Raw genomic sequence first — 20,762 nt, 5'->3', positions numbered from 1 at the left:
TTAGCTCCCCCTGCAGGACTCGGATGACAACAGACAGCCACGCCCACTCATCCCGCCGGTCAATCTTCGTCCGACGGAAGCGCCAGTGCAACCAATCGACAAGTCCGCAGATCAAAGCGGTCGGCCACGAATGACAGCTTTGAGCCCATCTTGGTCATTCGAAGCAATTTCGCTGTTACTCGAAAGCGGACATCGGCAGCGCGAAGCTATTGGTCGTGGTTGCGCCAATTGCCGACTTTCCGGCGCTTCTCCGAAGCTGACGCTCGCGGTGCGGCCGGAATCGGACCCATTGCGGATGTTCAGCTGAGCGGTGTGGGCACGCCGGCGACCTGCCGATAGGCAGAAAAGCAGCCACGATTCAAAGCTGCAATTCGCGCAAGACAGTAGGTTTGACTGTTTGAACGATGTTTTCGGGCGAAACGACAAATGCTAGTGTTGCGCAAGGGCATAGGCTCTTACAGCTCGACAAGAGAAATCCCAGATGGGGCGACAACAAGCGCTTGCGGACGCGACGGTTCATATAAGTCGTTTGCAACGGGGCATTATGCCACCCGTGATTCCAGAGGTATTTTCAGGCGATACCCGTTTAGTCGGCCGATGGCGGAACGAGCCGTTCGAATACAATTTACCGCCCCTGAAAGATCATGTCATCTCTGCGAAGTACGCCGGGCATGGTATGGCCTCGGTGAAGATCGGCGGCCAGATTATTCGTGCTCCCGCGGCGATCGGGACCATAACATTCGCAGCGAGAGGGCATGATGGTCAGTGGCGGGCGGACGGTGCCGTCGAGGTCTCGAACATCTTTTTGGGCCATAATCGCCTCCTGTCGTGTGCCGATCAGGTAGGCAATGGCCGCGAGCCCGAGCTGCTTGACCGCGTGAATTTTAGCGATCCCAAACTGTTCACGATCATGTCGTTGATCAACGACGAGATCAGTTCGGGAGACGCGATGTCGCACCTGTTCGTTGAGCAGCTCCTCGATCTTGTGTGCCTTCAGCTCCTCAGAGCCCACTCAGCAACTTCGATGCCGATCTCGTCTGGACCGCGGCGGGGGCTGGCGGGCTGGCAGGTCAAGCGCGTCACCGCCTATGTGCGGGAAAATTTTGCGCAGGATATCCGGGTCCAGGAATTAGCCGATCTGGTCAATTTGAGCCGCTTCCATTTTTGCACGGCCTTCCGCATGGCGACCGGGTGTACGCCGCATGAATGGCTGACCCGGCAGCGGATCGCCTATGCGAAGAAGCTCCTGAAAGACCGGACGTTGCGCATCACCGACATCGCTCTTGTGATAGGGTACCAAACACCCTCATCTTTCTCGGCGAATTTCCACAAGGTGGTTGGCCTCACGCCGAGCGAGTTCCGGCGCCGACTATGAAATTGCGTGCCACCCCAGACCCCAGCCGTCGAACAGGGCGAGCGTCCTGCCATCAAATGCCCTGAACGGGGTCCGCACAAGCCTTTGCGCGGAGCCGTCTCGCTGTCCGCCGATGGCCGCAAGATTCAGACAATTCCCGAAATATCGCGACAGTGACACAGCGGCATAGGAACTATCCTCTTCGCGATCATCTGAGCTGAAGAGGATGTTCCTTCATGGCCGAGAATTCGTCGGAAATGCATTCGCCTGGTCCAATCATTTCGCGTCGGGAAGCGCTTCAGGCAACAGCCGGGGCGGTAGCGCTGGCCGCATTGCCGCTTCAATCAGCGGCGGCAACAAGCTCCCCGGCAGGTGTCAGCAGTGTCATGGCCGTATCGATGACCGTGAACGGTCGTGCCCATACCCTCACTGTCGACCCGCGTCAGTCTATCCTCGATGTCCTGCGAGAAACGCTCGATCTCCCCGGAACCAAGAAGGGCTGTAACCAGGGTGCCTGTGGTGCGTGCACCATCCTTGTCGACGGCAAGCGCATCGTCTCATGCCTGACACTTGCGTCCATGCACGATGGTGCCGAGATCCAGACTATTGAAGGGCTGGAAAAGGACGGTGAGCTTCACCCTCTTCAGGCGGCTTTCGTGGAGCACGAGGGCCTCCAATGCGGTTTCTGCACATCCGGCCAGATCATGTCCGGTCTTGGCTGCATCGCCGAAGGTCACGCGCGATCGCCTGACGAAATCCAGTTCTGGATGAGCGGCAACATCTGCCGCTGCGGCGCCTACCCGGGCATCGTCGCGGCAGTCGCGGACGCGGCGGAAAGGAGCTGACCCATGTTTCCCTTCACGCTGGAAAAGGCAGGCAGCACCGAGGCCGCCATCGCCGCTGCCGCTACGGGTGCACGTTACATTGCCGGCGGCACCACGCTCGTCGATCTGATGCGGGACGAGGTGGAGCGCCCGGAGCGGCTGGTCGACATTAATAGGCTTCCTCTGGGCGGCATCCGTTTGGAAGGCGAAGACCTGGTCATTGGCGCGCTCGCGCGCATGGCCGAAGTCGCCGCGGATTCCGACGTTCAGCGCCTGCAGCCACTGATCGCGGAAAGCCTGATCGAAGGCGCTTCGCCACAATTGCGGAACATGGCTTCCATGGGCGGGAACATGTTGCAGCGGGTGCGCTGTCCATACTTCCGCATGCTTGATGTCGGCTGCAACAAGCGCACTCCCGGATCAGGCTGCGCCGCCATCGACGGGCTGAACGCTGGCCATGCCATCCTTGGCACGAGCGATCATTGCGTGGCGACGCACCCGTCGGATGTCGCGGTAGCGCTGGTCGCACTCGATGCCGCCATGCGCGTGCAAGGTCCGCAGGGCGAGCGCAGCTTCCCGGTGGAGGAACTCTTCCGGCTGCCAGGTGATACGCCGCATCTCGAACACACATTGCTGCCGGGCGAACTGATTGTCGAAATCCGCGTGCCGGGCGGACCCTATGCGCTCAGAGCTCGATACCTCAAGGTCCGCGACCGTGCCTCCTACGAATTTGCTTTGGTGTCGGCCGCAGCCGCCCTTGCCATCGAGGACGGCGTGATCCGCGAGGCGCGAATTGCAGCAGGCGGCGTAGGCACGCGTCCGTGGCGGCTTCGCGCCTGCGAGGCCGCGCTTGCCGGAAGGAAGCCGGACAGGCAGGCCTTCGAGGAAGCCGCGCAACTTGCCACCGAGGGCGTTCGGCCGTTGCACCACAACGCCTTCAAGGTCGCGCTCTTGCCCAGGACGATCGTCCGGGCGCTGCAGATGGCGGGAGAGGTCGCATGAGCATGAACGTCATTGGAAAACCTTTGACGCGGGTCGATGGCCGCACCAAGGTCACAGGCAAGGCGCGCTACCCCGCCGATTTCAACCAGCCAGGTCAGCTCTACGCCGCGCTCGTAAGCGCGACCGTCGGTCTTGGCCGAGTCACGGGAATCGAAGGCGTCGAGGTCGAGCGCATGCCCGGCGTCGTCGCGTTGATCACCCATCGCAATGCTCCGAAACTGCCTTATCTGCCGCACAAGGGCATCATCGATCCAGCGGTCGGTGAACGGCTGCACGTGCTGCAGGACGACAGCGTTCGCTTCTACGGCCAGCCCGTCGCCATCGTCGTGGCGGATACCATCGACCATGCCGAGCGCGCTGCCGCGGCGCTCCGTATTGCCTATGACGCTCACCGACCGATCGTCGATCACGCAGATGAGGAGGTAGCCAGAATCGTTCCAGGGACGGGCAAGGCGGACCGATCGCGGGGCGATGCCGATGCCGCAGTGGCGGAGGCCGCCATCAAGGTCGACGAGAACTATGACATCGCCCGTGAGAACCATAACCCTATGGAGCCGCATGCGACGGTCGCTGCCTGGAATGGCGATCGGCTGACCCTGTGGAGCAAGAGCCAGTTTCTCGTCAACGAGCAGGCCGAGATCGCCGCGGTGTTCGGCCTGCCTATCGAGAACGTCGAGGTCATCTGCCCCTTCATCGGCGGAGCCTTCGGCACGAGCCTGAGGACATGGCCGCACGTGACGCTGGCGGCAATTGCAGCGCGGCAGGTCCAGCGGCCCGTCAAGCTTGTGCTCACCCGCAAGCAGATGTTCTTCACGACGGGCCATCGGCCGCGGTCGCTTCAGAGGGTTGCGCTGGGTGCCACTCCCGATGGCAAGCTTACGGGCGTTATCCACGAAGGTACCGGAGAGACGAGCCGCTACGAGCAGTTCACGGAAGCCCTGACTGCGGTCACCGAGTACCTGTACTCCTGCCCGAACTTGCGCACCCAGTACCGCCTTGCACAACTCGATACCGCCACGCCGAACCACATGCGCGGCCCGGGCGAGGCAAGCGGCATCTTTGCGCTCGAAAGCGCCATGGACGAGCTGTCCTACAAGCTAGGGATCGACCCGATCGAGTTGAGACGCCGGAACGAGCCGCAGATTGACGAAGCTGAAAACAAGCCTTTCTCCAGTCGCTCCCTGATCCAGTGTTACGAACTTGGTGCCGAACGCTTCGGTTGGGCTCGAAGGACTCCCGAACCGCGTTCCATGCGCGATGGACGTCTTCTGATCGGCATGGGCACCGCAACCGCCACCTACCCAGCTTTCCATGCGCCCTCGAGCGCCAGGGTGCGGCTGCTCGCGGACGGAACTGCCGAAGTTGAAGCGGCCGCCAGCGACATGGGGCCGGGCACTTATACGTCAATGACGCAGGTGGCGGCAGAATTCCTGGGGCTGCAGCCGGAACAGGTACGGTTCGGGCTTGGCACGACGGACTACCCGCCAACACCGTCGCACGGCGGCTCCTGGACGATGGCTTCGGTGGGGTCCGCCATCCGTGCCGCTTGCCTGGAAGTGCAGTCTCAGGCAACTCGCCAGGCGATTGCCGATGCTGGCTCGCCTGTCTTTGAGGCTTCGATGGAAGTTCTTGAATGGGTGGACGGAGGCCTCCGTCGACGCGGAGACGCATCGCCGGGACTGTCCTACCAGGACATCTTGGCCAAGGCGGGCAATCCGATCGAGGCTGACGGTTCGGCCCAACGCGATCCGGAGATTGCCGAAAAGTATTCGATGCATTCCTTCGGGGCAGTTTTTGCCGAAGTTTCGGTCGATCCGGACGTCGGAACGATCAGGGTACGTCGCCTTGCCGGTGCGTATGGCATCGGGCGGGTAGTTAACCCGCTGCTTGCCAGTAGCCAATGCACGGGCGGCATGATCGGCGGTATCGGCATGGCGTTGATGGAACGCACTGTTCTGGATGTGCGTGACGGACGGCCGGTCAACGCCCACATGGCTGACTATCTCGTGCCTGTGAATCTTGATACTCCGAAGCTGGAGGCGCTGTTCGTCGATGAGGTCGATCCACATGTGAACCCGGTTGGCGTGAAAGGGCTGGGCGAGATCGCGCTGGTTGGTACCGCTCCGGCAATTGCCAACGCGGTGTTCCACGCGACGGGCAAGCGTGTGCGGACATTGCCGATCAAGATTGAGGATGTCCTGACCGCATGAACCACGAGCCGAACGCCGGCCACCCGGACGGAGTTGGACAAGGAACCATGGGTATGATGCCGTCGGGCGAAATGTCTGATTTCGGGAATGAGGTCATGTAGGGAAGGTCAGGATTGGGTCCAGCGCTGGTTGTGCTCGACGTCCGCTTTCGGGGAGGGATTTCTTGGCAGCAAGGTCCGGATAGGGTCATCCGCGCTGGTCGCGATCAACGTCCGGTTTCGGGATAGAGCATCGACCCCCGGAGGTCTCGAAAGAGTCAGCTTCAGACCTTGGTCCCACTGGGCTGAACGTCCGCTATCGTTCTTCGGACGCCAAAAGCCGCCATTCCGCTTCCGGCCCAAACGCGACGCCTGAGTAGTGGTTCGGCGATGACCGCTCTTGGCGCGCAGCGGCCTTTTGGACGACCGGCTTCGAATGTCCGTTTCCCTCGGCCTTTGGCGGCGGCCAGCTGATTGAGTTTGGCCCTAATGCCGCAGGATCTTGCTGAGAAAGGCACGGCTGCGGTCGGTCTTCGGGTGCGAGAAGAACTCGTCGGGCGTACCGCTTTCGACGATGGCGCCGGCATCCATGAACACCACCCGCTGCGCGACCTTGCGGGCAAAGCCCATCTCGTGGGTCACCACCATCATGGTCATGCCTTCCTCGGCGACCGCGACCATGACGTCGAGGACTTCCGAGATCATCTCGGGGTCGAGCGCCGAGGTCGGCTCGTCGAACAGCATGATCTTGGGGCGCATGCCGAGGCAGCGCGCAATCGCCACGCGCTGCTGTTGGCCGCCGGAGAGTTGCGCGGGATAGGCATTCACCTTGTCGGCAAGGCCGACCTTGGCGAGCAGCTCGCGCCCGGCCTTCTCGGCTTCAGCGCGCGGGATCTTGCGGACATGGATCGGCGCCAGCGTCACGTTTTCGAGCGCTGTCTTGTGCGGATAGAGGTTGAAGGACTGGAAGACGAAGCCGATCTCGGTGCGCAGCCGCGCCATGTTGGTGGCGGGGTCGCCGAGGCGCTGGCCGTCGACCACCAGGTCGCCGTCGCGGATCGTCTCCAGACCGTTGATGCAGCGGATCAAGGTGCTCTTGCCCGAGCCGCTCGGCCCGCAGACGACGACCACTTCGCGCGGCTCGACGCTCAGCGTGATATCCCTGAGCACATTGAGCGTGCCGAACCATTTGTTGACGCCGCGAAACTCGATCATGCCGGTGCTGCTGCTGGAGTTCGTCACAATTGCACCTCGCCATGAGCCGCACCGATGCGCTGCTCCAGCCGGCGGGCCAGCATGATCAGCGGATAGCAGACGATGAAGTAGCCGAGGCCGACGAGGAAGAAGACCAGCAGCCCGTTGGGCACACGCTGCACCACCAGCCAGCCGACGCGGGTGAGGTCGGTGAGCCCGATGGCCGAAACAACCGAGGAATCCTTGATCAGCAGCACATATTGCCCGACCAGCGGCGGCAGCACGATGCGCATCGCCTGCGGCAGCACCACCTGGCGCATACGCTGCCAACGCGACAGGCCGGACGCCAGCGCCGCCTCGACCTGGCCGGTCGGCACCGAGCGGATGCCGGCGACGACGATCTCGCAGATGAAGCAAGCAGCCAGATTGGTCAGCGCGATGATGCCGGCGCTGAAGGCGTCCAGCTCGATGCCGAGTTCCGGCAGGATGAAGAAGATCAGGAAGATCTGCACCAGGAATGGTGTGCCGCGGATCAGGTCGACCCAGGCGCCGATCACGCTGCTGATCAGCCGGTTGCCGCCGGTCCGCAGGATGCCGAGGCCAAAGCCGATCAGCGTGCCTAGCACCAGGCTGATCAGCGACAGCATCACAGTCATGCCGAGGCCGCGCAAGGCGAGGGGATAGCTGCCGGCGAGGCTTTGCAGCTGCTGCCAGATCATGTCCGGGCCCCCGCTTGGCCGAGCCAGCGCCCGGACAGCGCCGCCAGTCCCTTCAGCCCGTAATAGAGCAGGAGATAGAAGGCGGCGATGGTGATAAAACCTTCCGCCGGCATGAAGCGGTCGGAGGCGAGCAATTGTCCGGCGCGCGTCAGTTCGGCGACCGCGATCAGCGATAGCAACGCGGAATCCTTGACCAGCACGATCGCCTGTCCGAGCAGCGGCGGGATCGTGACCTTGAACGCTTGCGGCAGGATGACCAGGCGCATGCGCTGGACATAGGTCATCCCCGAGGCGACGCCGGCCTCGACCTGGCCGCGCGGGATCGACAGGATGCCGGCGCGAATGATCTCGGCGACATAGGCGCCGCTATTCAGCGACAAAGCGAGAATGCCGACGACGAGCTCGGGCAGGATGATGCCGAGGCGGGGCAGGCCGAAATAGAGGAAATAGAGCTGCGCCAGCAAGGGCGTGGCGCGCACCGCGTCGATATAGGCCTTGGCCGGCACGCGAAACAGCCACCCGCGCTGCAGGTTCATGGCGCTAAGCAAGATGCCGACGGCAAGCGCGCCGGCAAAGGAGAGAAGGGACAGCCACACGGTCGTGACGAGTCCTTGCCCGAACAAGGGCAGATATTCGACGATGGTGCGGAAGCTGAAGTTTTCGAGCATCGTTGGGCGGATTTCCCCCGGGCGAAACGGATTCCGAACAGCTTCGCGGCGCGAGGCGCGCGCAAAGCTGTTCGGGCCTATTGCTGCTTAGTGGTCTTTCTTCCAGTCGTCGGAATTGACCCAGTAGTCGAGGTTCTTCTGCAGGCGGCCGTCGAGGCTGACCTGGTCGAGGAACAGGTTCATCCAGATCAGCAGGTCCTGCTCGTCATAGCGCGTGGCGAAGGCCAGCGGCTCCTTCGACAGCATGTCCGGCATGATGGTGAAGCTGCCGGCCGGATAGGCGGTCGACTGGCCCTTGACCGCCGACACGTCGTTGACGCCGCAATCGGCCTGGCCGTTGTTGACGGCGTCGAGCAGCAGCGGGCCGCCGCCCTTGTAGCTCTTGATCTCGGCATCGGGGAAGGCCGTCTTGGCCTCTTTCTCGCCGGTGGCGCCGAGCAGCACTGCGATCCTGGTGCCTTTCGCCTTGCAATCCTCGGTGGATTTGAACTTGCCGTCTGCCTTGGTGAAGACGGTGCTGCCCGTGTACATGTAGGGCTTGGTGAACGCGACCTTCATCGCCCGCGCCAGCGTCGGCGTCATGTCGGCGACCAGAAGATCGGCCTTGCCCGAGAGCAGCGCCGGGATCAGTCCATCCCAGTCGAAATCGAGAAAGGTGATCTTCACGCCCATTTCCTTGGCCATCAGCTCAGCGAGCTCGACCGAACTGCCGGTGCGCTCGCCGGCGGCGCCGACCAGCGAGAAGGGCGGTCCTTGCGTCTGCACGGCAACGCGCAGCTCACCGCGCTTGGTGATGTCGTCGAGCGTTCCAGCGCTGGCGGCGGCTGTGAGGCCGGCGAGCGCAAGGCCTGCGATGAAAAGCTTGGCAATCTTCATTGGGCATTCCTCCTTGTTGTCGTTTGTTGTTTTCACTTTGTTGTTCCACCCTTGGCGGGTGCTTTTTGAGCGGCAGCGCCGTTGCCGGCGGCGACCACCGTTCGAAAATCCTTCAGTCCCAGCTGATCGTTTCGGATACTCGTATACCGCGCCGAGCCAGTTCGTCGAGGAAGCGGCCGTCGGGCACATGCAGCAGCGGGTTGAGCAGCCCGGGTTCAGTGATTTCGCCCCGCGCCAGCATCTGCGCCACGATGCTGGCGGGATAGCCGACGCCGAGGCTCATGCCGAACAGGCCGGAGGCCAGATCGCGTTCGATGACCAGGTCCGACGTCACCGTCTTGCAGCGACCGCCTTGGATGCCGGTAAAGACGTTGCGCATCACGCAAAGGTCCTTCTCATCGGTGCCATAGTGCAGTTGCGGGCCGAGCAGCCGGCCGAGAAATTCGCGCGGGCTGGCGCCAACGCCGGGCACCTTGTCTTCGGAAAGGAAGCCAAGCTCCTTCAGCGGCGCCCAGAACGCCGACCAGCCCGGCCAGCGCAGCGAATAGCGGCCGGAGCGCTGCAGCCCCTTGGCGGCTGCAAGCATGCCGGCATAGTGCGCCGCATCGCCATTGGGGAAGGCTTCCAGTCTGCCCAGCCCCTCGACCTCGATCTGATGGATGAACGGATTGTCGTGTTGCTGGCCGGCCGGCACATCGACCCGCGTGCCGTCCTCGACCAGCACGCTGTCGCGGTTCTGGCTCATCAGAACCATGTCGAAGTTCCAGCTCACCTTGTAGCGCAGCGGCTTGGCCATCGCTTTCGGCTCGGGGATGCCGCCGCAATAGGAGTCGATCGCCGTGATGGCGTCGAACTGCCTTGCGGCGCGTGCGTAGAGCACGAGGTCGATGCCGGGGTCGAGCCCGCATTCGGTCATGATCGAGACGCCGGCCTTTTGTGCCGCCGGGGCAAGGTCGGCGATCGTCTTGCCGTAATTGGTGGTGACCAGCGGCGTGCGCGTCGCGATCGCGGCCTGCACCGCCTCGCGCATCAGCGGCTGCGGCAACAGATCGATGGCGGCGTCGACACCCGCCAGCACGTTCGCCAACACAGGGGCGATCGCGCCCTCGGGCACGACGAAACGCACGCGGGCGAGGTCGGTCAGGCCGCCAAGCCGGGCCGCGCCATCCGGCGCGGTATCGACGCAGACGACTTCTTCGACACCGGCGCTGGCGACGAGATCGGCGATCGCCGCCCGGCCTTGCAGGCCAAGGCCGCCGAGAACCGCGATCTTCATGGCATTTCCTTTCGGCCAGTTTCGTGCCGCCCAGTTTCGTCGCGCTTGGTCTCATCCGACCAGCAGCCTTCCGGCAGGCTGACCCATTTGTTGCAGGAGGCCATGACGACGAACGTCTCGCTGCGCACGACTTCGCCTGGCTCGCCCGCGCCGGGGATCAGCTCGCTGGTGACGCGGTAGAGATCGGCAACGTCGCCCGCCACCGTCACGTCGACGATGATGTCGAAGCGTCCGGTGACGACGGAGGCCGAGTTCACGAAAGGCAGTTCGGCGATGCGTTGCGCCAGTTCCCGGGCGCGGCCTCGGCCCTGCGCATTGATGCCGACGATGGCCGAGATCAGTTCGGGGCGCTCGGTCAGGTTGAGCAGGCCGACGATCTTGAGCAGGTTGCGGTCGAGCAGGTTGCGCAGCCGCATGCGCACCGTCGGGACGGAGACGGCCATCTTCTCGGCGAGCCGGTTGACGCCAAGCTGCGCATCCTGCGACAGCAGCTTGACCAGTCGCCGGTCGGTCTGATCGAGATGTTCCCGCAGCGTTCAAACTTTCATAAATGAAAAGAAATGATGGAGTTTTCTTTCTGATATGAAAACAGCTTAGGGCGTATTTTTTGAAATCGCAAGAGCATTCGGCCGCTGTCAACAAGGCCGGATGATGTATTCCGGAAGACGGGAGGGCGTTGCCGGTGCCGCAGCCGACCGAGGACACGCCGGCTAACGCGGCTTCCCAATCCCCGGAATGCCGCCGATCCGCTCGGCGAGAAAGTCGACCAGCAGCCGGACCCGGGCAATGCCCGCGCGTTCGGGAAGGATCAGCATGCTCAGCGGTATGGGAGGCGGGGTGTAGTCTGGCAGGATCACTTCCAGCCGGCCGGCGGCGAGGAGATCGTCGACAAGCCAGTGATGGGCAGGTGCGATGCCGCGCCCGGCGACGAGCGCTTCGCGCGCGGCAAGCCCGTGGTCGACCCGAAATCGGCCGCCAAAAGGAACCGCGTGGCGTTCACCGCCCGGCCCCTGCAGGGCGAGCGTGTCGCTTCCTGCGATGTTCGACATCCGGATGCCTTCATGGTCAGGCAGGTCCTGCGGGACAGCCGGTCTGCCCCGCGCCGCCAGATAGGCCGGGGACGCCACCAGCAGACGCCGGGACTGGCCGAGCGCCCGCAGTTTCATCGAGCTGTCGGTGAGCGGACCGAGGCGAAGCGCGATGTCGACGCCCTCCCGCACAAGGTCGATGCGCTCGTCGGTGAGGCTGAGATCGACCCCGATGTCGGGATAGCGGTCCTGAAAGGCGAAGATCAGCCGGCTGATGTGCAAGACCCCGAGCGCCGCCGTGCAGGATATCCGGATCGTGCCGGCCGACGCGCCGCGGGTGCCCCGTGCCTCATCGCCGGCCTGCTCGACGAGGCGCAGGATCTGGACGGCGTCGGCATAGTAACGGCTGCCTTCATCGGTCATCGTGACACGCCGGGTGGTCCTGCTGAGCAAGGGCACGCCGACGGCGTCTTCGAGCTCGCGCAGATGCCGTGTGACCGTCGACTGCCCAACTCCGAGTTCGCGCGCCACCGCCGAGAGGCTGCCGCGCTCGGCGACGCGAACGAAGGTGCGCATGCGCTCGAGTGTGACGTCAGACCTATCCATTATTCGGCATAATCTTATGCATTACTCAGATATAGAGGATCATCCCGGGGCTGGCTACCTTAGCGTCGATCGTCCTTCCTTCGGAGTTGACCCATGAAAGTCCTGCTTGTTTTTGCTCATCCTGAACCGCGTTCGCTCAACGGTGCACTGCGTGACGTCGCCATCAGGGAACTCGAGGCCCAGGGCCACGAGGTGCTGATATCGGACCTCTATGCCGATGGCTGGAAATCCGAGGTGGACCGTGCCGACTTTCCGTCGTGGCCGCCCGAAGAACGCCTCCTGCCGGCTGCGGCATCCAAAAAAGCTTTTGCGACCAACACTCTGACCGGTGACGTTAAAGCGGAAATCGACAAGCTGCTGTGGGCCGACACGCTGATCCTCCAGTTCCGCTGTGGTGGTACGCCATGCCGGCGATCCTCAAGGGCTGGGTCGACCGGGTGTACGCCTACGGCTTCGCCTATGGTGTCGGCGAGCATAGCGACAAGCGGTGGGGTGATCGCTTTGGTGAGGGAACGCTCGCCGGCAAGCGCGCTATGCTGATCGTGACCACCGGCGGCTGGAAAGAGCATTACTCCGCCCGCGGCGTCAACGGCCCGATCGACGACTTGCTGTTCCCGATCAATCACGGGATCCTTTACTATCCAGGCTACGACGTGCTTCCGCCGTTCGTGGTCTACAGAGTGGATCGTTTTGGGGAGGCCGATTTCGAGCCTGTCGCGGATCGGCTGCGAGAAAGAATGCGGACGCTCGAGACAATCCGGCCCATTCCCTATCGGCAGCAGAATGGCGGGGACTACCACATCCCGAGCATGCAGCTCCGTCCCGAACTGGGCGATCCGGGCGCCGCGGGTTTCGCGCTTCACGAGGATCGCACCGGCGCCAAGTCGGCGACGCCGCGTTCGACTTTGCGGGACGTGGCCTGACGCAGGATCCCGAAAAGATCCTGGTCAGGCAAGGCGCCCGAAACCTGTGGGATGAATCAGCGACCGGCCCGGAAGATCGCGACGGCAGCAGCCGTCAGTGCGGCATTGCCTGATGCCGTAGCGCCGTCCGGAAGCTCTTTGCCGTCTTCCAGCCCGACACGCGTCGACCAGTTGCGCTCTGCCGCCCGGTGCACCAATGGCCAGACTGTCGCGTTTTCGCCATGCAGCAGGATCGCCCGTCCAATCCCGGCGCGGTCAAGCACGGCCGCGATGCCGTCGCTGACTTCCCATGCCGCGTCCAGCGCCTGCTCGGAGATCTCGATCAGGATGCGCAGCACCTGGCTGCCACGGTCGAGCCGGACCAGGCGCTCGGCATCAGCGACGGAGGCGAGCCCGGCCTCGATGCCGATGCCCCGCTGCCGCAGGCTTTGCATGACCTCGGGCGCGGCCTTCTCGCTCAGATTGACCGAGGCATAGTCGGGCAGCTCGCTCCAGCTGGCGATCGCGGCAAGCGTCCGCTCGTCGTCGTTCTCGATCCAGGCACCGGTGGAGACACCGATCAGCGTTCCCGGGCAGGCGCGGCGGAGGGCAAGGATGGTGCGGTCGATCGCCTCAGGAGCGAGGCTTTCCCGGCCGTCGAGCCCGCGCGCATGGACATGCAGCTCGGCGGCACCGGCAGCGACGCAGGCCGCGCCGTCACGCGCCATGGCTCCGGGGTCAAGCGGCAGTTGCGGATGAAAATCGGCGCTGCGCGCGCCATTGATGCAGGTCTGGACAATCATGGGTCAGCCCGGTTGAGTTCCTGCAAGTCTAGCGCATGATCGCGAAGATCGGAATCGGCGTTCGGAGCAAGGCCACGGAAGGGTCGCCGACGCTTGCCGGCCTGTCGGCCCTTTACCTGGAAAACTCGCTGCGCACGATGCCATGGCGCTGAAGCTTATCGTAGAACGTCTTACGCGGAATCCCCAGCGCTTCGATCGTGCGCCTGACGTCGCCCTCGTTGCGGCCAAGCGTCTCGCGGATGATGTTGGCCTCGTAGCGCTCCAGCCGCTCCGGCAGCTTCATGTCGGCATCCGGCCGGGCTGGGCCAGGGGGAAGCGCTCCAGCGTCTTCTTCCAATCCAAGCACAAACCGCTCGGCGAAATGCGCGAGCTCGCGCACATTGCCCGGCCAGTCATGCTCCCTGAGATGGCGGTGCACCGAGGCCGACACCGCCGGCACCGGACGCCGAAAGCGGGCGGCGGCGCGCTCGGCGAAATAGAAGAACAGCAGGGCGACGTCGTCGCGGCGCTCGCGCAGCGGCGGAATGGAGATCGTCACCACGTTGAGCCGGTAGTAGAGATCCTCGCGGAACGTGCCGCGCTGGCGCGGATCGCCGAGATCGACCTTGGCGGCCGCAACCACGCGCAGGTCGACGGGCCGCAACTCGTTGGTGCCGAGCGGCGTGACCTCGCGCATCTCCAGCACGCGCAGCATCTGCACCTGTGTCGAGACCGGCATGCTTTCGATCTCGTCGAGGAACAGCGTGCCGCCGCTGGCGTGCTCGATGCGGCCGATCCGCTTCTTCTGCGCGCCGGTGAAGGCGCCGGCCTCATGGCCGAACAACTCGCTCTCGATGACCGTCTCCGGCAGAGTGCCGCAATTCAGCGCAACGAAATTGCCCCTGGCGCGGCGGCTCCAGCGATGCAAGAGGCTTGCCACCACCTCCTTGCCGGAGCCGGTCTCGCCGGTCACCAGCACGTCGACGTCGGTGTCGGCGATCTGGCGCAGCGTGCGGCGCAGCCTTTCCATCGCCGACGTCTGGCCGATCAGCGGCAGGCCGTCCTGCGCTTCTCCGGCCGCTTCGCGCAAGGCGCGGTTTTCCATCACCAGGCGGCGCTTTTCCGCCGCGCGGCGCACGCTCTGCACCAGCCTGTCGGCGGCGAAGGGCTTTGTGATGAAGTCGTAGGCGCCGTCCTTGATCGCCTTGACCGCCATGGCAATGTCGCCATGCCCGGTGACCAGGATGACCGGAATGTCCGCGTCCAGCCGCAGGACGCGGTCGAAAAGCAGCAGGCCGTCGATCTCAGGCATGCGGATATCCGAGACCACGACGCCGGCAAAACCGGCGTCGAGCGTCGCCAGCGCCTCGGCCGCCACCGAAAAAGCCGATACCGAGAAGCCGGCAAGCTCCAGCGTCTGCGCAGTGGCCTTCAGGAGATCGCTGTCGTCATCGATCAGGATGACCGGCGCGGCGTCATCGTTCGTCATTTCTGCCTTGGCCATTACGCTGCTTTTGCAAGATGGATGGTGAAGCGGGTGCCGCTGTCGTCGCTCGAAACCTCGATGCGTCCGCCGTAATCGGCGACGATGTCCTTCGAGATGACGAGACCAAGGCCGAGGCCTTTTTCCTTCGATGTGTTGAACGGCGTGAACAGCGATTTGAGGATTGCGGGCGGAATGCCCGAGCCGTTGTCGGACACGCCGACCGTGACCCCATCCGTCGTGTCTTCGACCGAGACCTGCACCCTGGCATCGTCGCGGCCGTCCAGCGCTTCCAGCGCGTTCTGGAAGATGTTGATCAGCACCTGTTCGAGCCGGACTTGGTTGCCCATGACCTTGAGGCTCGGCGGCGGCAGGTCGATGGCCAGCGCTTCGAGCCGGCCGGCAAAGCGGCTTCTCAACAGCACCACGGCGCCCTCGATGACGCCGCGCAGTTCGACAGGCTCGGCGGCGGCGCGGCCTTTGCGGGCAAAGGCCTTCAACTCCTCGGTGATAGTGCCGATGCGTTCGGTCAGCGCTGCGATGGCGCCGAGATTTTCCTCGACCGGCGAGGTCTGCTTCCTGTCGAGGAAGACGCGGGCGTTGTCGGCATAGGCGCGTATGGTGGCGACCGGCTGGTTGATCTCATGGGCGACGCCGGCGGCGACCTGGCCGAGGATGGCGAGGCGGTTGGCTTGGACCAGATCCTGCTGCACCACCTGCAGCTTGGCTTCCGTGCTGCGATGGTGTGATATCTCCGCCTGCAGCCGGTCGCGGGCGCGGCTCAGATCCTCGGTCCGTTCGACGACGCGGCGTTCGAGCTCGGTGCGCGCCGCCTGTTCGGCGGCGATCCGCATTTGCCCCGACTGCCGCCGCCACAACAGATACGCAGCAAGGCCGAGCAACGGGACAATGACGCCGAGTGCAAGGAGCCGCATTTCACGGACCGCGGCGGCGATCGGCGCTTCGGCCGGGACGAGATAGTCGAGCCGCCACGGAGTCGAAGGGACCGGCGTAGAAAGCCTGAGATATTCCGCGTCGTTGCCGCCGGGCGTCACCGCATTGATGATCGACACGTCCGGGCTGAGCGCCTGCGGGCGCGTGATCGGCAATGGCATCAGCGGTGCGTCGCCGAACTGCTGGCTGTTCTGAATGGCGGCAAGATCAGGCCCGGCAAGCGGCCCGGTCGTCATGAAGCGCCAGGACGGCACGCTGGTGATCAGGACGACGCCATTCTCGTCGCTGACATAGGCCGGGCGGTTCGCCTCGTGCCAGTCGGCCTCGAGCTGGTCGAACTCCGCCTTGACGACAACGACGCCGAGCGGTGCGGCATCATCGCCGACGCGGCGCGAGATGTAGAGACCGGGGCGTTTGCTGACATTGCCGAGCGCGAAATATTCGGCAGTTCCGGCCCGCATCGCGCCGGAGAAATAATCGCGAAATCGGTAGTCGTTGCCGACGAAGCTGATCGGCTCGCGCCAGTTGCTGGAGGCGATCGCCAGCCCTTCGGTGCCGATGACATAGAGCACCGAAGCCTTGGTGCCGGAGACCAGCCCTTCAAGCTTGCGGTTCAGCACATCGACCGCAGCAGCACTTTTCTGTGCCAGCGCGTCGCGCACCTGCTGGTCCTCCGACAAAAGCAGGGGCAGGGCGCGCGGGCTCTCCAGCACGGCGCGCAGCAGCGCGACCTTCAGATTGGCGTCGGTGCGGCCTTGCGCCGCCAGTGCCCCAACCTCCGTGGTGCGGCCATAAAGGCCTGCGCCGTAAAGTGCGGCCGTGGCGATCGCAAGGGCGATGGCCGCAAACAGCAGCCAGGCACGGCGCGCTCGCCTGCCGAGTTGCTCGGGCGTCGACGGTTGGGGCGTTGAAAACGGGGCAGCGGCGGGGCGTTGCAGCATCAGCCATCTGTGCATGTTTTCGCACAAAGCACAATTCGGCTATGCGAATATCCGCACTTCCTATGCGCGAAACGAAACCTCGATTTCGAGAATATTCAATAAAATCATAGGGAAATTCTCTTCCACGCAGTCTGGCACGGCAGTTGCAAACACGAATTCAGCGGTCGCGAGGCTGCTGGAGGTCAATGCAATTGCTCCGGGAGGTCGAGCTTTCGATCGGAGCACAATGGAGGACGTCATGCAGACAGTATTCGCTGCCGCCGAGCCGCGCGGCAAACTTCCCTTCTACCGGCATCTCTATGTGCAGGTGCTGGCGGCGATCGCCGCCGGTGTGCTTCTCGGCCACTTCTATCCCGAAACCGGTGAGGCGATGAAGCCGTTCGGCGACGCCTTCATCAAGCTGGTGAAGATGGTGATCGCGCCGGTGATCTTCCTGACGGTGGCGACCGGGATCGCCGGCGTTGCCGACCTGCAGAAGATCGGCCGCGTCGCCGGCAAGGCGATGATCTATTTCCTGGTGTTCTCGACGCTGGCGCTTGTCGTCGGTCTCGTCGTGTCGAACGTCGTCCAGCCGGGTGCCGGGATGCATATCGATCCGGCCACGCTCGACGCCACCAAGGTGGCGACCTATGCCGAAAAGGCGCACGACACCAGTATTGTCGGCTTCCTGATGAATGTCATCCCCGACACGATCACCGGCGCCTTCGCGAAGGGCGACATCCTGCAGGTGCTGTTCTTCTCGGTGCTGTTCGGTGTCGCTTTGGCCATGGTCGGCGACCGCGGCCGTCCGGTCGTCGATTTCCTGCAGGCACTGACCACGCCGATCTTCCGCCTCGTCGCCATCCTGATGAAGGCCGCGCCGATCGGCGCCTTCGGCGCCATGGCCTTCACCATTGGCAAATACGGCATCGGCTCGATCGCCAACCTCGCGATGCTGATCGGCACATTCTATCTGACCGCGCTGCTGTTCGTGCTGGTGGTGCTTGGCGCCGTTGCCCGCTACAACGGCTTCTCGATCCTGGCGCTGATCCGCTACATCAAGGAAGAGCTGCTGCTGGTGCTGGGCACCTCGTCCTCGGAAGCGGCACTGCCGGGCCTGATGTCCAAGATGGAGCGCGCCGGCTGCAACCGCTCGGTGGTCGGGTTGGTCATCCCGACCGGCTATTCCTTCAACCTCGATGGCACCAACATCTACATGACGCTGGCCGCTTTGTTCATAGCGCAGGCGACCGACACGCCGCTCACCTTCGGCGACCAGATCCTGCTGCTCGCCGTTGCCATGCTGAGCTCCAAGGGTGCCGCCGGCATCACCGGCGCCGGCTTCATCACGCTCGCCGCGACGCTCTCGGTCGTACCCACGGTGCCGGTCGCCGGCATGGCTTTGATCCTCGGCGTCGACCGCTTCATGTCGGAATGCCGGGCGCTGACCAACTTCGTCGGCAATGCGGTGGCGACGGTGGTCGTGGCGCGCTGGGAAGGGGAACTTGACCAGACCAAGTTTGCCGCAGCAATGGCCGGCGACTTGCCGGAGGAAGCTGACCTGGCGCTGCCAGGGCTGCAGGCCGCCTGATTGTCAGGCTGCATGGTCATACTCCGAAGCCGGCTGCCGCCGGCTTCGGACTAGCCGCGGCCAATCTCTAACATCTGCGATTATCCACAGGCCACGCCGCTGCGCGCTGCCTTGGATGTAACAGGCTTGTGAGTCTTGTTGTTGGCGCGGGGCTTGCTCCAGCCGTATTTGATGGCCAGTATCCGCCATGCCTTCAAGGCACCCGTCCACTTCGATCCCGACCTGATCGCGACCGAAGGCGAGACATTTCCGTCGGGCTCGGTTGCGAGCGGCCGAAACCGTCGGAGCTTTTGCTGCCGCCGACCACAACCTTGACCAAGGCGGCAGCCCTCGAAGGCATGGCGGCCTCGCTACGAAGTCGCAAGAGACGTGACCCGTCTCCTGACGGAAGGCGCATGCTTCCTCTCAGGAACTCGTCGCGCTTGAAGAGGGGGCGGCCCGTGAGCGGGCTTTGCCGAAACCAAAGCAAGATGCGAGGTCGAACGCGATGCAGTCTGAACCGAGGATTCCGGTATCAATCATCATCCCGAACTACAATTACGCGCGTTTCCTCAAACGCAGCATTGATAGCGCGCTGGAGCAGGACTACGCGGATGTCGAAGTCGTCGTCGTCGACGATGCATCCCAGGACAATTCCACGACAATCATAGAATCCTATCGCGACGAGATCGTCGCATGCCCGCGAGTGCAAAATGGCGGGCATGCCGCCGCGTTCAACACCGGCTTTGCGGCAAGCTCGGGCAAGATCGTCCTGTTCCTCGACGCCGACGACTACCTCTATCCGACCGCTGTTTCCACGATCGTCGACACCTGGGATGCGGCAACGGCCCAGGTGCAGTCCAGGCTGCATATCGTCGACGAGCGGCAACGCATCAAGGACGTCTTTCCGCCGCCCGAACTGCCGTTCGACAGCGGCGACGTCATGCCGAAACTTCTGCACAAGGGCCGCTACCAGACAACCGTAACCAGCGGGCTGGCCTTTGACCGCACAACCCTGGAATCGATCATGCCGATTCCAGAGCCGGAGTTCCGCCAGGGCGCCGACGGCTATCTTGCAACGCTGGCGCCTATGTACGGGCACGTCCAGTCCATTGAGGAATGCGTCGGCGCCTACCGGATCCACGGCGCCAACCATTCGGTCTTCGGTGAAAAGCTCGCCGAGCGGGCGCGCTGGAGGGTAACCCACGATTTCCGCCGCATGCAGGCGCTGTCGGATCAAGCCTCCGGGATCGGCTTAACAATCGTGCCGTCGGAGGCGGTCCGCCACGATCCGGTCCATCTGGAAGAGCGGCTGGCGTCGCTGTGCGCAGACAGACGCCGGCATCCCGTGGCCAATGATTTCCGGCTGGCGCTCGGGGCGGCGGGCGCCGTCGCCAGCCTCGAAATGACCGCGTCCCTGCGGCGGCGCGCCGTCCTTGCCGCCTGGTTCCTGTCAGTCGGGGTGTTGCCACGGAAAATGGCGACGGCGGTGCTGTCGTGGAAGCTCGACGCATCGTCTAGACCGGCATTCCTTAGCAGTCTGTCCAAGACAATCCGCCACGCGATGGGATAGAGTGACGCGTTGACATGGCTCGGCCAGTTGTCCGACCGAGTGCCCAGGCGCCATCGTCGACTGCAATCGAATCTTGCCGGGCTCGCCAAACATGTTCCAGGACTATTTTCGTTCCATAAGTTCTGACAGGCTTCGCCAACCTGGACTCACCAGGCAAGTTCGGGGGCGTCCATGGACCTGGAGGAAGTCTGGCGGATCCGGGAAGAGAAAATCTATCCAACCCTCTTCGGCGGAGAGCAACGCGGCATCTTTACGCTTTCATCTGAGTTGTTTGCGCAAAGGTTCGGTGTCAAAGAGATCGATCCCACCGCCGCTTTACGGCGTATGTGAGTTCGCACCGACGCCACAAAGGCCGTTCTGGCTCTACGTCACTTCGGGTCACTCAAATCCGTGGCACGAGGAAAGCGACGGCTACGATCCTGCCTCTCAATCAGGGGCTGGCATCGAGTTCATTTTTGCATCCGCGGAGCGCGGCGATTGGGCAACCCAATGCCTGCAAAACCTGCTGGCTTTCGACCTGCTGCTCGAGGTGGGCCATTTCCCGGGCGGTCAGCCATTGACCGAGGGCGATCGCATTCCAATCCGCTCGCCGATCAACGGAAAGGAAAACTGCCTCATCAGAAATGTGATCCTTTCGCGCCCCGCCTCTTTGCCGACGGGCTTCCAATTGCCCTTCAGGGCAGGTCGATCTCCTGACCTTTACAGGGATCACCGATAGTGAACTGGCCTTCGCAAAGGAGAATGGCACCGAGGCTCTCATCGACCGGCTGCAACCCCTTGGGTTCTTTCCGGTGACCGATCCTCACCGGAGGTCCATCACTTAGCGGCAACGTGGTGCGGCCA

General features: G+C 63.6%; 19 protein-coding genes and 1 pseudogene. 10 read left to right on the top strand and 10 right to left on the bottom strand.

Translation table 11 applies throughout. From position 1 onward, the window contains the following. Positions 1-481 precede the first annotated feature (481 nt). The 4 genes from CIT31_RS12240 (at position 482) to CIT31_RS12225 (ending at position 5,390) form a co-directional block, all read left to right on the top strand. Positions 482-1,375: a helix-turn-helix domain-containing protein gene (locus CIT31_RS12240; RefSeq protein ID WP_095518787.1), complete on the top strand. Its 894-nt coding sequence runs from the start codon at positions 482-484 to the stop codon at positions 1,373-1,375. 215 nt (positions 1,376-1,590) lie between these two features. Next, positions 1,591-2,199: a (2Fe-2S)-binding protein gene (locus CIT31_RS12235; protein WP_095518786.1), complete on the top strand. Its 609-nt coding sequence runs from the start codon at positions 1,591-1,593 to the stop codon at positions 2,197-2,199. A gap of 3 nt (positions 2,200-2,202) precedes the next feature. Beyond that, a complete protein-coding gene (locus CIT31_RS12230; protein ID WP_095518785.1) occupies positions 2,203-3,180 on the top strand; it encodes an FAD binding domain-containing protein in 978 nt (325 codons plus the stop codon). Then, positions 3,177-5,390, top strand: a complete 2,214-nt coding sequence (locus tag CIT31_RS12225) for a xanthine dehydrogenase family protein molybdopterin-binding subunit (protein ID WP_095518784.1) — start codon at positions 3,177-3,179, stop codon at positions 5,388-5,390. Before CIT31_RS12230 ends, CIT31_RS12225 begins: the two co-directional genes overlap by 4 nt. 464 nt (positions 5,391-5,854) lie before the next feature. Here CIT31_RS12225 and CIT31_RS12220 read toward each other — a convergent pair whose 3' ends face one another. The 7 genes from CIT31_RS12220 to CIT31_RS12190 form a co-directional block, all read right to left on the bottom strand. Continuing rightward, positions 5,855-6,583 (bottom strand): amino acid ABC transporter ATP-binding protein, encoded by a 729-nt coding sequence (locus tag CIT31_RS12220; protein WP_095518783.1) that lies wholly within the window; start codon positions 6,581-6,583, stop codon positions 5,855-5,857. Positions 6,584-6,606: 23 nt separating this feature from the next. After that, a complete protein-coding gene (locus tag CIT31_RS12215) occupies positions 6,607-7,281 on the bottom strand; it encodes an amino acid ABC transporter permease (RefSeq protein WP_095518782.1) in 675 nt (224 codons plus the stop codon). Further along, entirely contained in the window at positions 7,278-7,949 is a 672-nt protein-coding gene (locus CIT31_RS12210; RefSeq protein WP_095518781.1) for an amino acid ABC transporter permease, read from the bottom strand. The genes CIT31_RS12215 and CIT31_RS12210 overlap by 4 nt, the downstream gene beginning before the upstream one ends. 87 nt (positions 7,950-8,036) lie before the next feature. Further along, complete coding sequence (locus CIT31_RS12205; protein WP_095518780.1) at positions 8,037-8,825, bottom strand: ABC transporter substrate-binding protein; 789 nt, start codon at positions 8,823-8,825, stop codon at positions 8,037-8,039. A gap of 112 nt (positions 8,826-8,937) precedes the next feature. After that, positions 8,938-10,101: a saccharopine dehydrogenase family protein gene (locus CIT31_RS12200; RefSeq protein ID WP_095518779.1), complete on the bottom strand. Its 1,164-nt coding sequence runs from the start codon at positions 10,099-10,101 to the stop codon at positions 8,938-8,940. Beyond that, positions 10,098-10,634: an Lrp/AsnC family transcriptional regulator gene (locus tag CIT31_RS12195; protein WP_095518778.1), complete on the bottom strand. Its 537-nt coding sequence runs from the start codon at positions 10,632-10,634 to the stop codon at positions 10,098-10,100. Before CIT31_RS12195 ends, CIT31_RS12200 begins: the two co-directional genes overlap by 4 nt. A 177-nt stretch (positions 10,635-10,811) precedes the next feature. Then, positions 10,812-11,735 carry a LysR family transcriptional regulator gene (locus CIT31_RS12190; RefSeq protein WP_095518777.1) on the bottom strand — a complete coding sequence of 308 codons (924 nt, stop codon included), beginning with the start codon at positions 11,733-11,735 and terminating at the stop codon, positions 10,812-10,814. A 93-nt stretch (positions 11,736-11,828) separates the two neighbouring features. On the opposite strand from CIT31_RS12190, the pseudogene CIT31_RS12185 reads away from it, so the two are divergent. After that, positions 11,829-12,658: pseudogene (locus tag CIT31_RS12185) on the top strand (NAD(P)H-dependent oxidoreductase). A gap of 56 nt (positions 12,659-12,714) precedes the next feature. Here the strand turns inward: CIT31_RS12185 and CIT31_RS12180 are convergent. From CIT31_RS12180 to CIT31_RS12170, 3 genes are all read right to left on the bottom strand, one after another. Further along, positions 12,715-13,440 carry a 3-keto-5-aminohexanoate cleavage protein gene (locus tag CIT31_RS12180; protein ID WP_095518776.1) on the bottom strand — a complete coding sequence of 242 codons (726 nt, stop codon included), beginning with the start codon at positions 13,438-13,440 and terminating at the stop codon, positions 12,715-12,717. A gap of 112 nt (positions 13,441-13,552) precedes the next feature. Further along, entirely contained in the window at positions 13,553-14,908 is a 1,356-nt protein-coding gene (locus CIT31_RS12175; protein WP_095519347.1) for a sigma-54-dependent transcriptional regulator, read from the bottom strand. Positions 14,909-14,922: 14 nt separating this feature from the next. Then, complete coding sequence (locus CIT31_RS12170) at positions 14,923-16,797, bottom strand: sensor histidine kinase (RefSeq protein ID WP_095519346.1); 1,875 nt, start codon at positions 16,795-16,797, stop codon at positions 14,923-14,925. Between the two features lie 238 nt (positions 16,798-17,035). Between CIT31_RS12170 and CIT31_RS12165 the strand changes: the two genes are divergently transcribed. The 5 genes from CIT31_RS12165 (at position 17,036) to CIT31_RS36015 (ending at position 20,743) form a co-directional block, all read left to right on the top strand. Then, the gene (locus CIT31_RS12165) at positions 17,036-18,367 is read left to right on the top strand and encodes a dicarboxylate/amino acid:cation symporter (RefSeq protein ID WP_095519345.1); all 1,332 of its coding nucleotides are present in this window, start codon (positions 17,036-17,038) and stop codon (positions 18,365-18,367) included. Between the two features lie 487 nt (positions 18,368-18,854). After that, a complete protein-coding gene (locus CIT31_RS12155) occupies positions 18,855-19,919 on the top strand; it encodes a glycosyltransferase family 2 protein (protein WP_095518775.1) in 1,065 nt (354 codons plus the stop codon). A gap of 171 nt (positions 19,920-20,090) precedes the next feature. Beyond that, positions 20,091-20,249: a hypothetical protein gene (locus tag CIT31_RS34160; protein ID WP_165778401.1), complete on the top strand. Its 159-nt coding sequence runs from the start codon at positions 20,091-20,093 to the stop codon at positions 20,247-20,249. Further along, positions 20,206-20,637 (top strand): suppressor of fused domain protein, encoded by a 432-nt coding sequence (locus CIT31_RS36020; RefSeq protein WP_425350607.1) that lies wholly within the window; start codon positions 20,206-20,208, stop codon positions 20,635-20,637. Before CIT31_RS34160 ends, CIT31_RS36020 begins: the two co-directional genes overlap by 44 nt. Further along, complete coding sequence (locus CIT31_RS36015; protein WP_095519344.1) at positions 20,612-20,743, top strand: suppressor of fused domain protein; 132 nt, start codon at positions 20,612-20,614, stop codon at positions 20,741-20,743. Before CIT31_RS36020 ends, CIT31_RS36015 begins: the two co-directional genes overlap by 26 nt. Positions 20,744-20,762 lie beyond the last annotated feature (19 nt).

The sequence above is a fragment of the Mesorhizobium wenxiniae genome (assembly GCF_002284535.1).
In the GTDB taxonomy this organism is placed as follows: domain Bacteria; phylum Pseudomonadota; class Alphaproteobacteria; order Rhizobiales; family Rhizobiaceae; genus Mesorhizobium; species Mesorhizobium wenxiniae.
The sequence above is the reverse complement of the archived record's forward strand: the minus strand, read 5'-3'. Positions and strand labels throughout refer to the sequence as shown.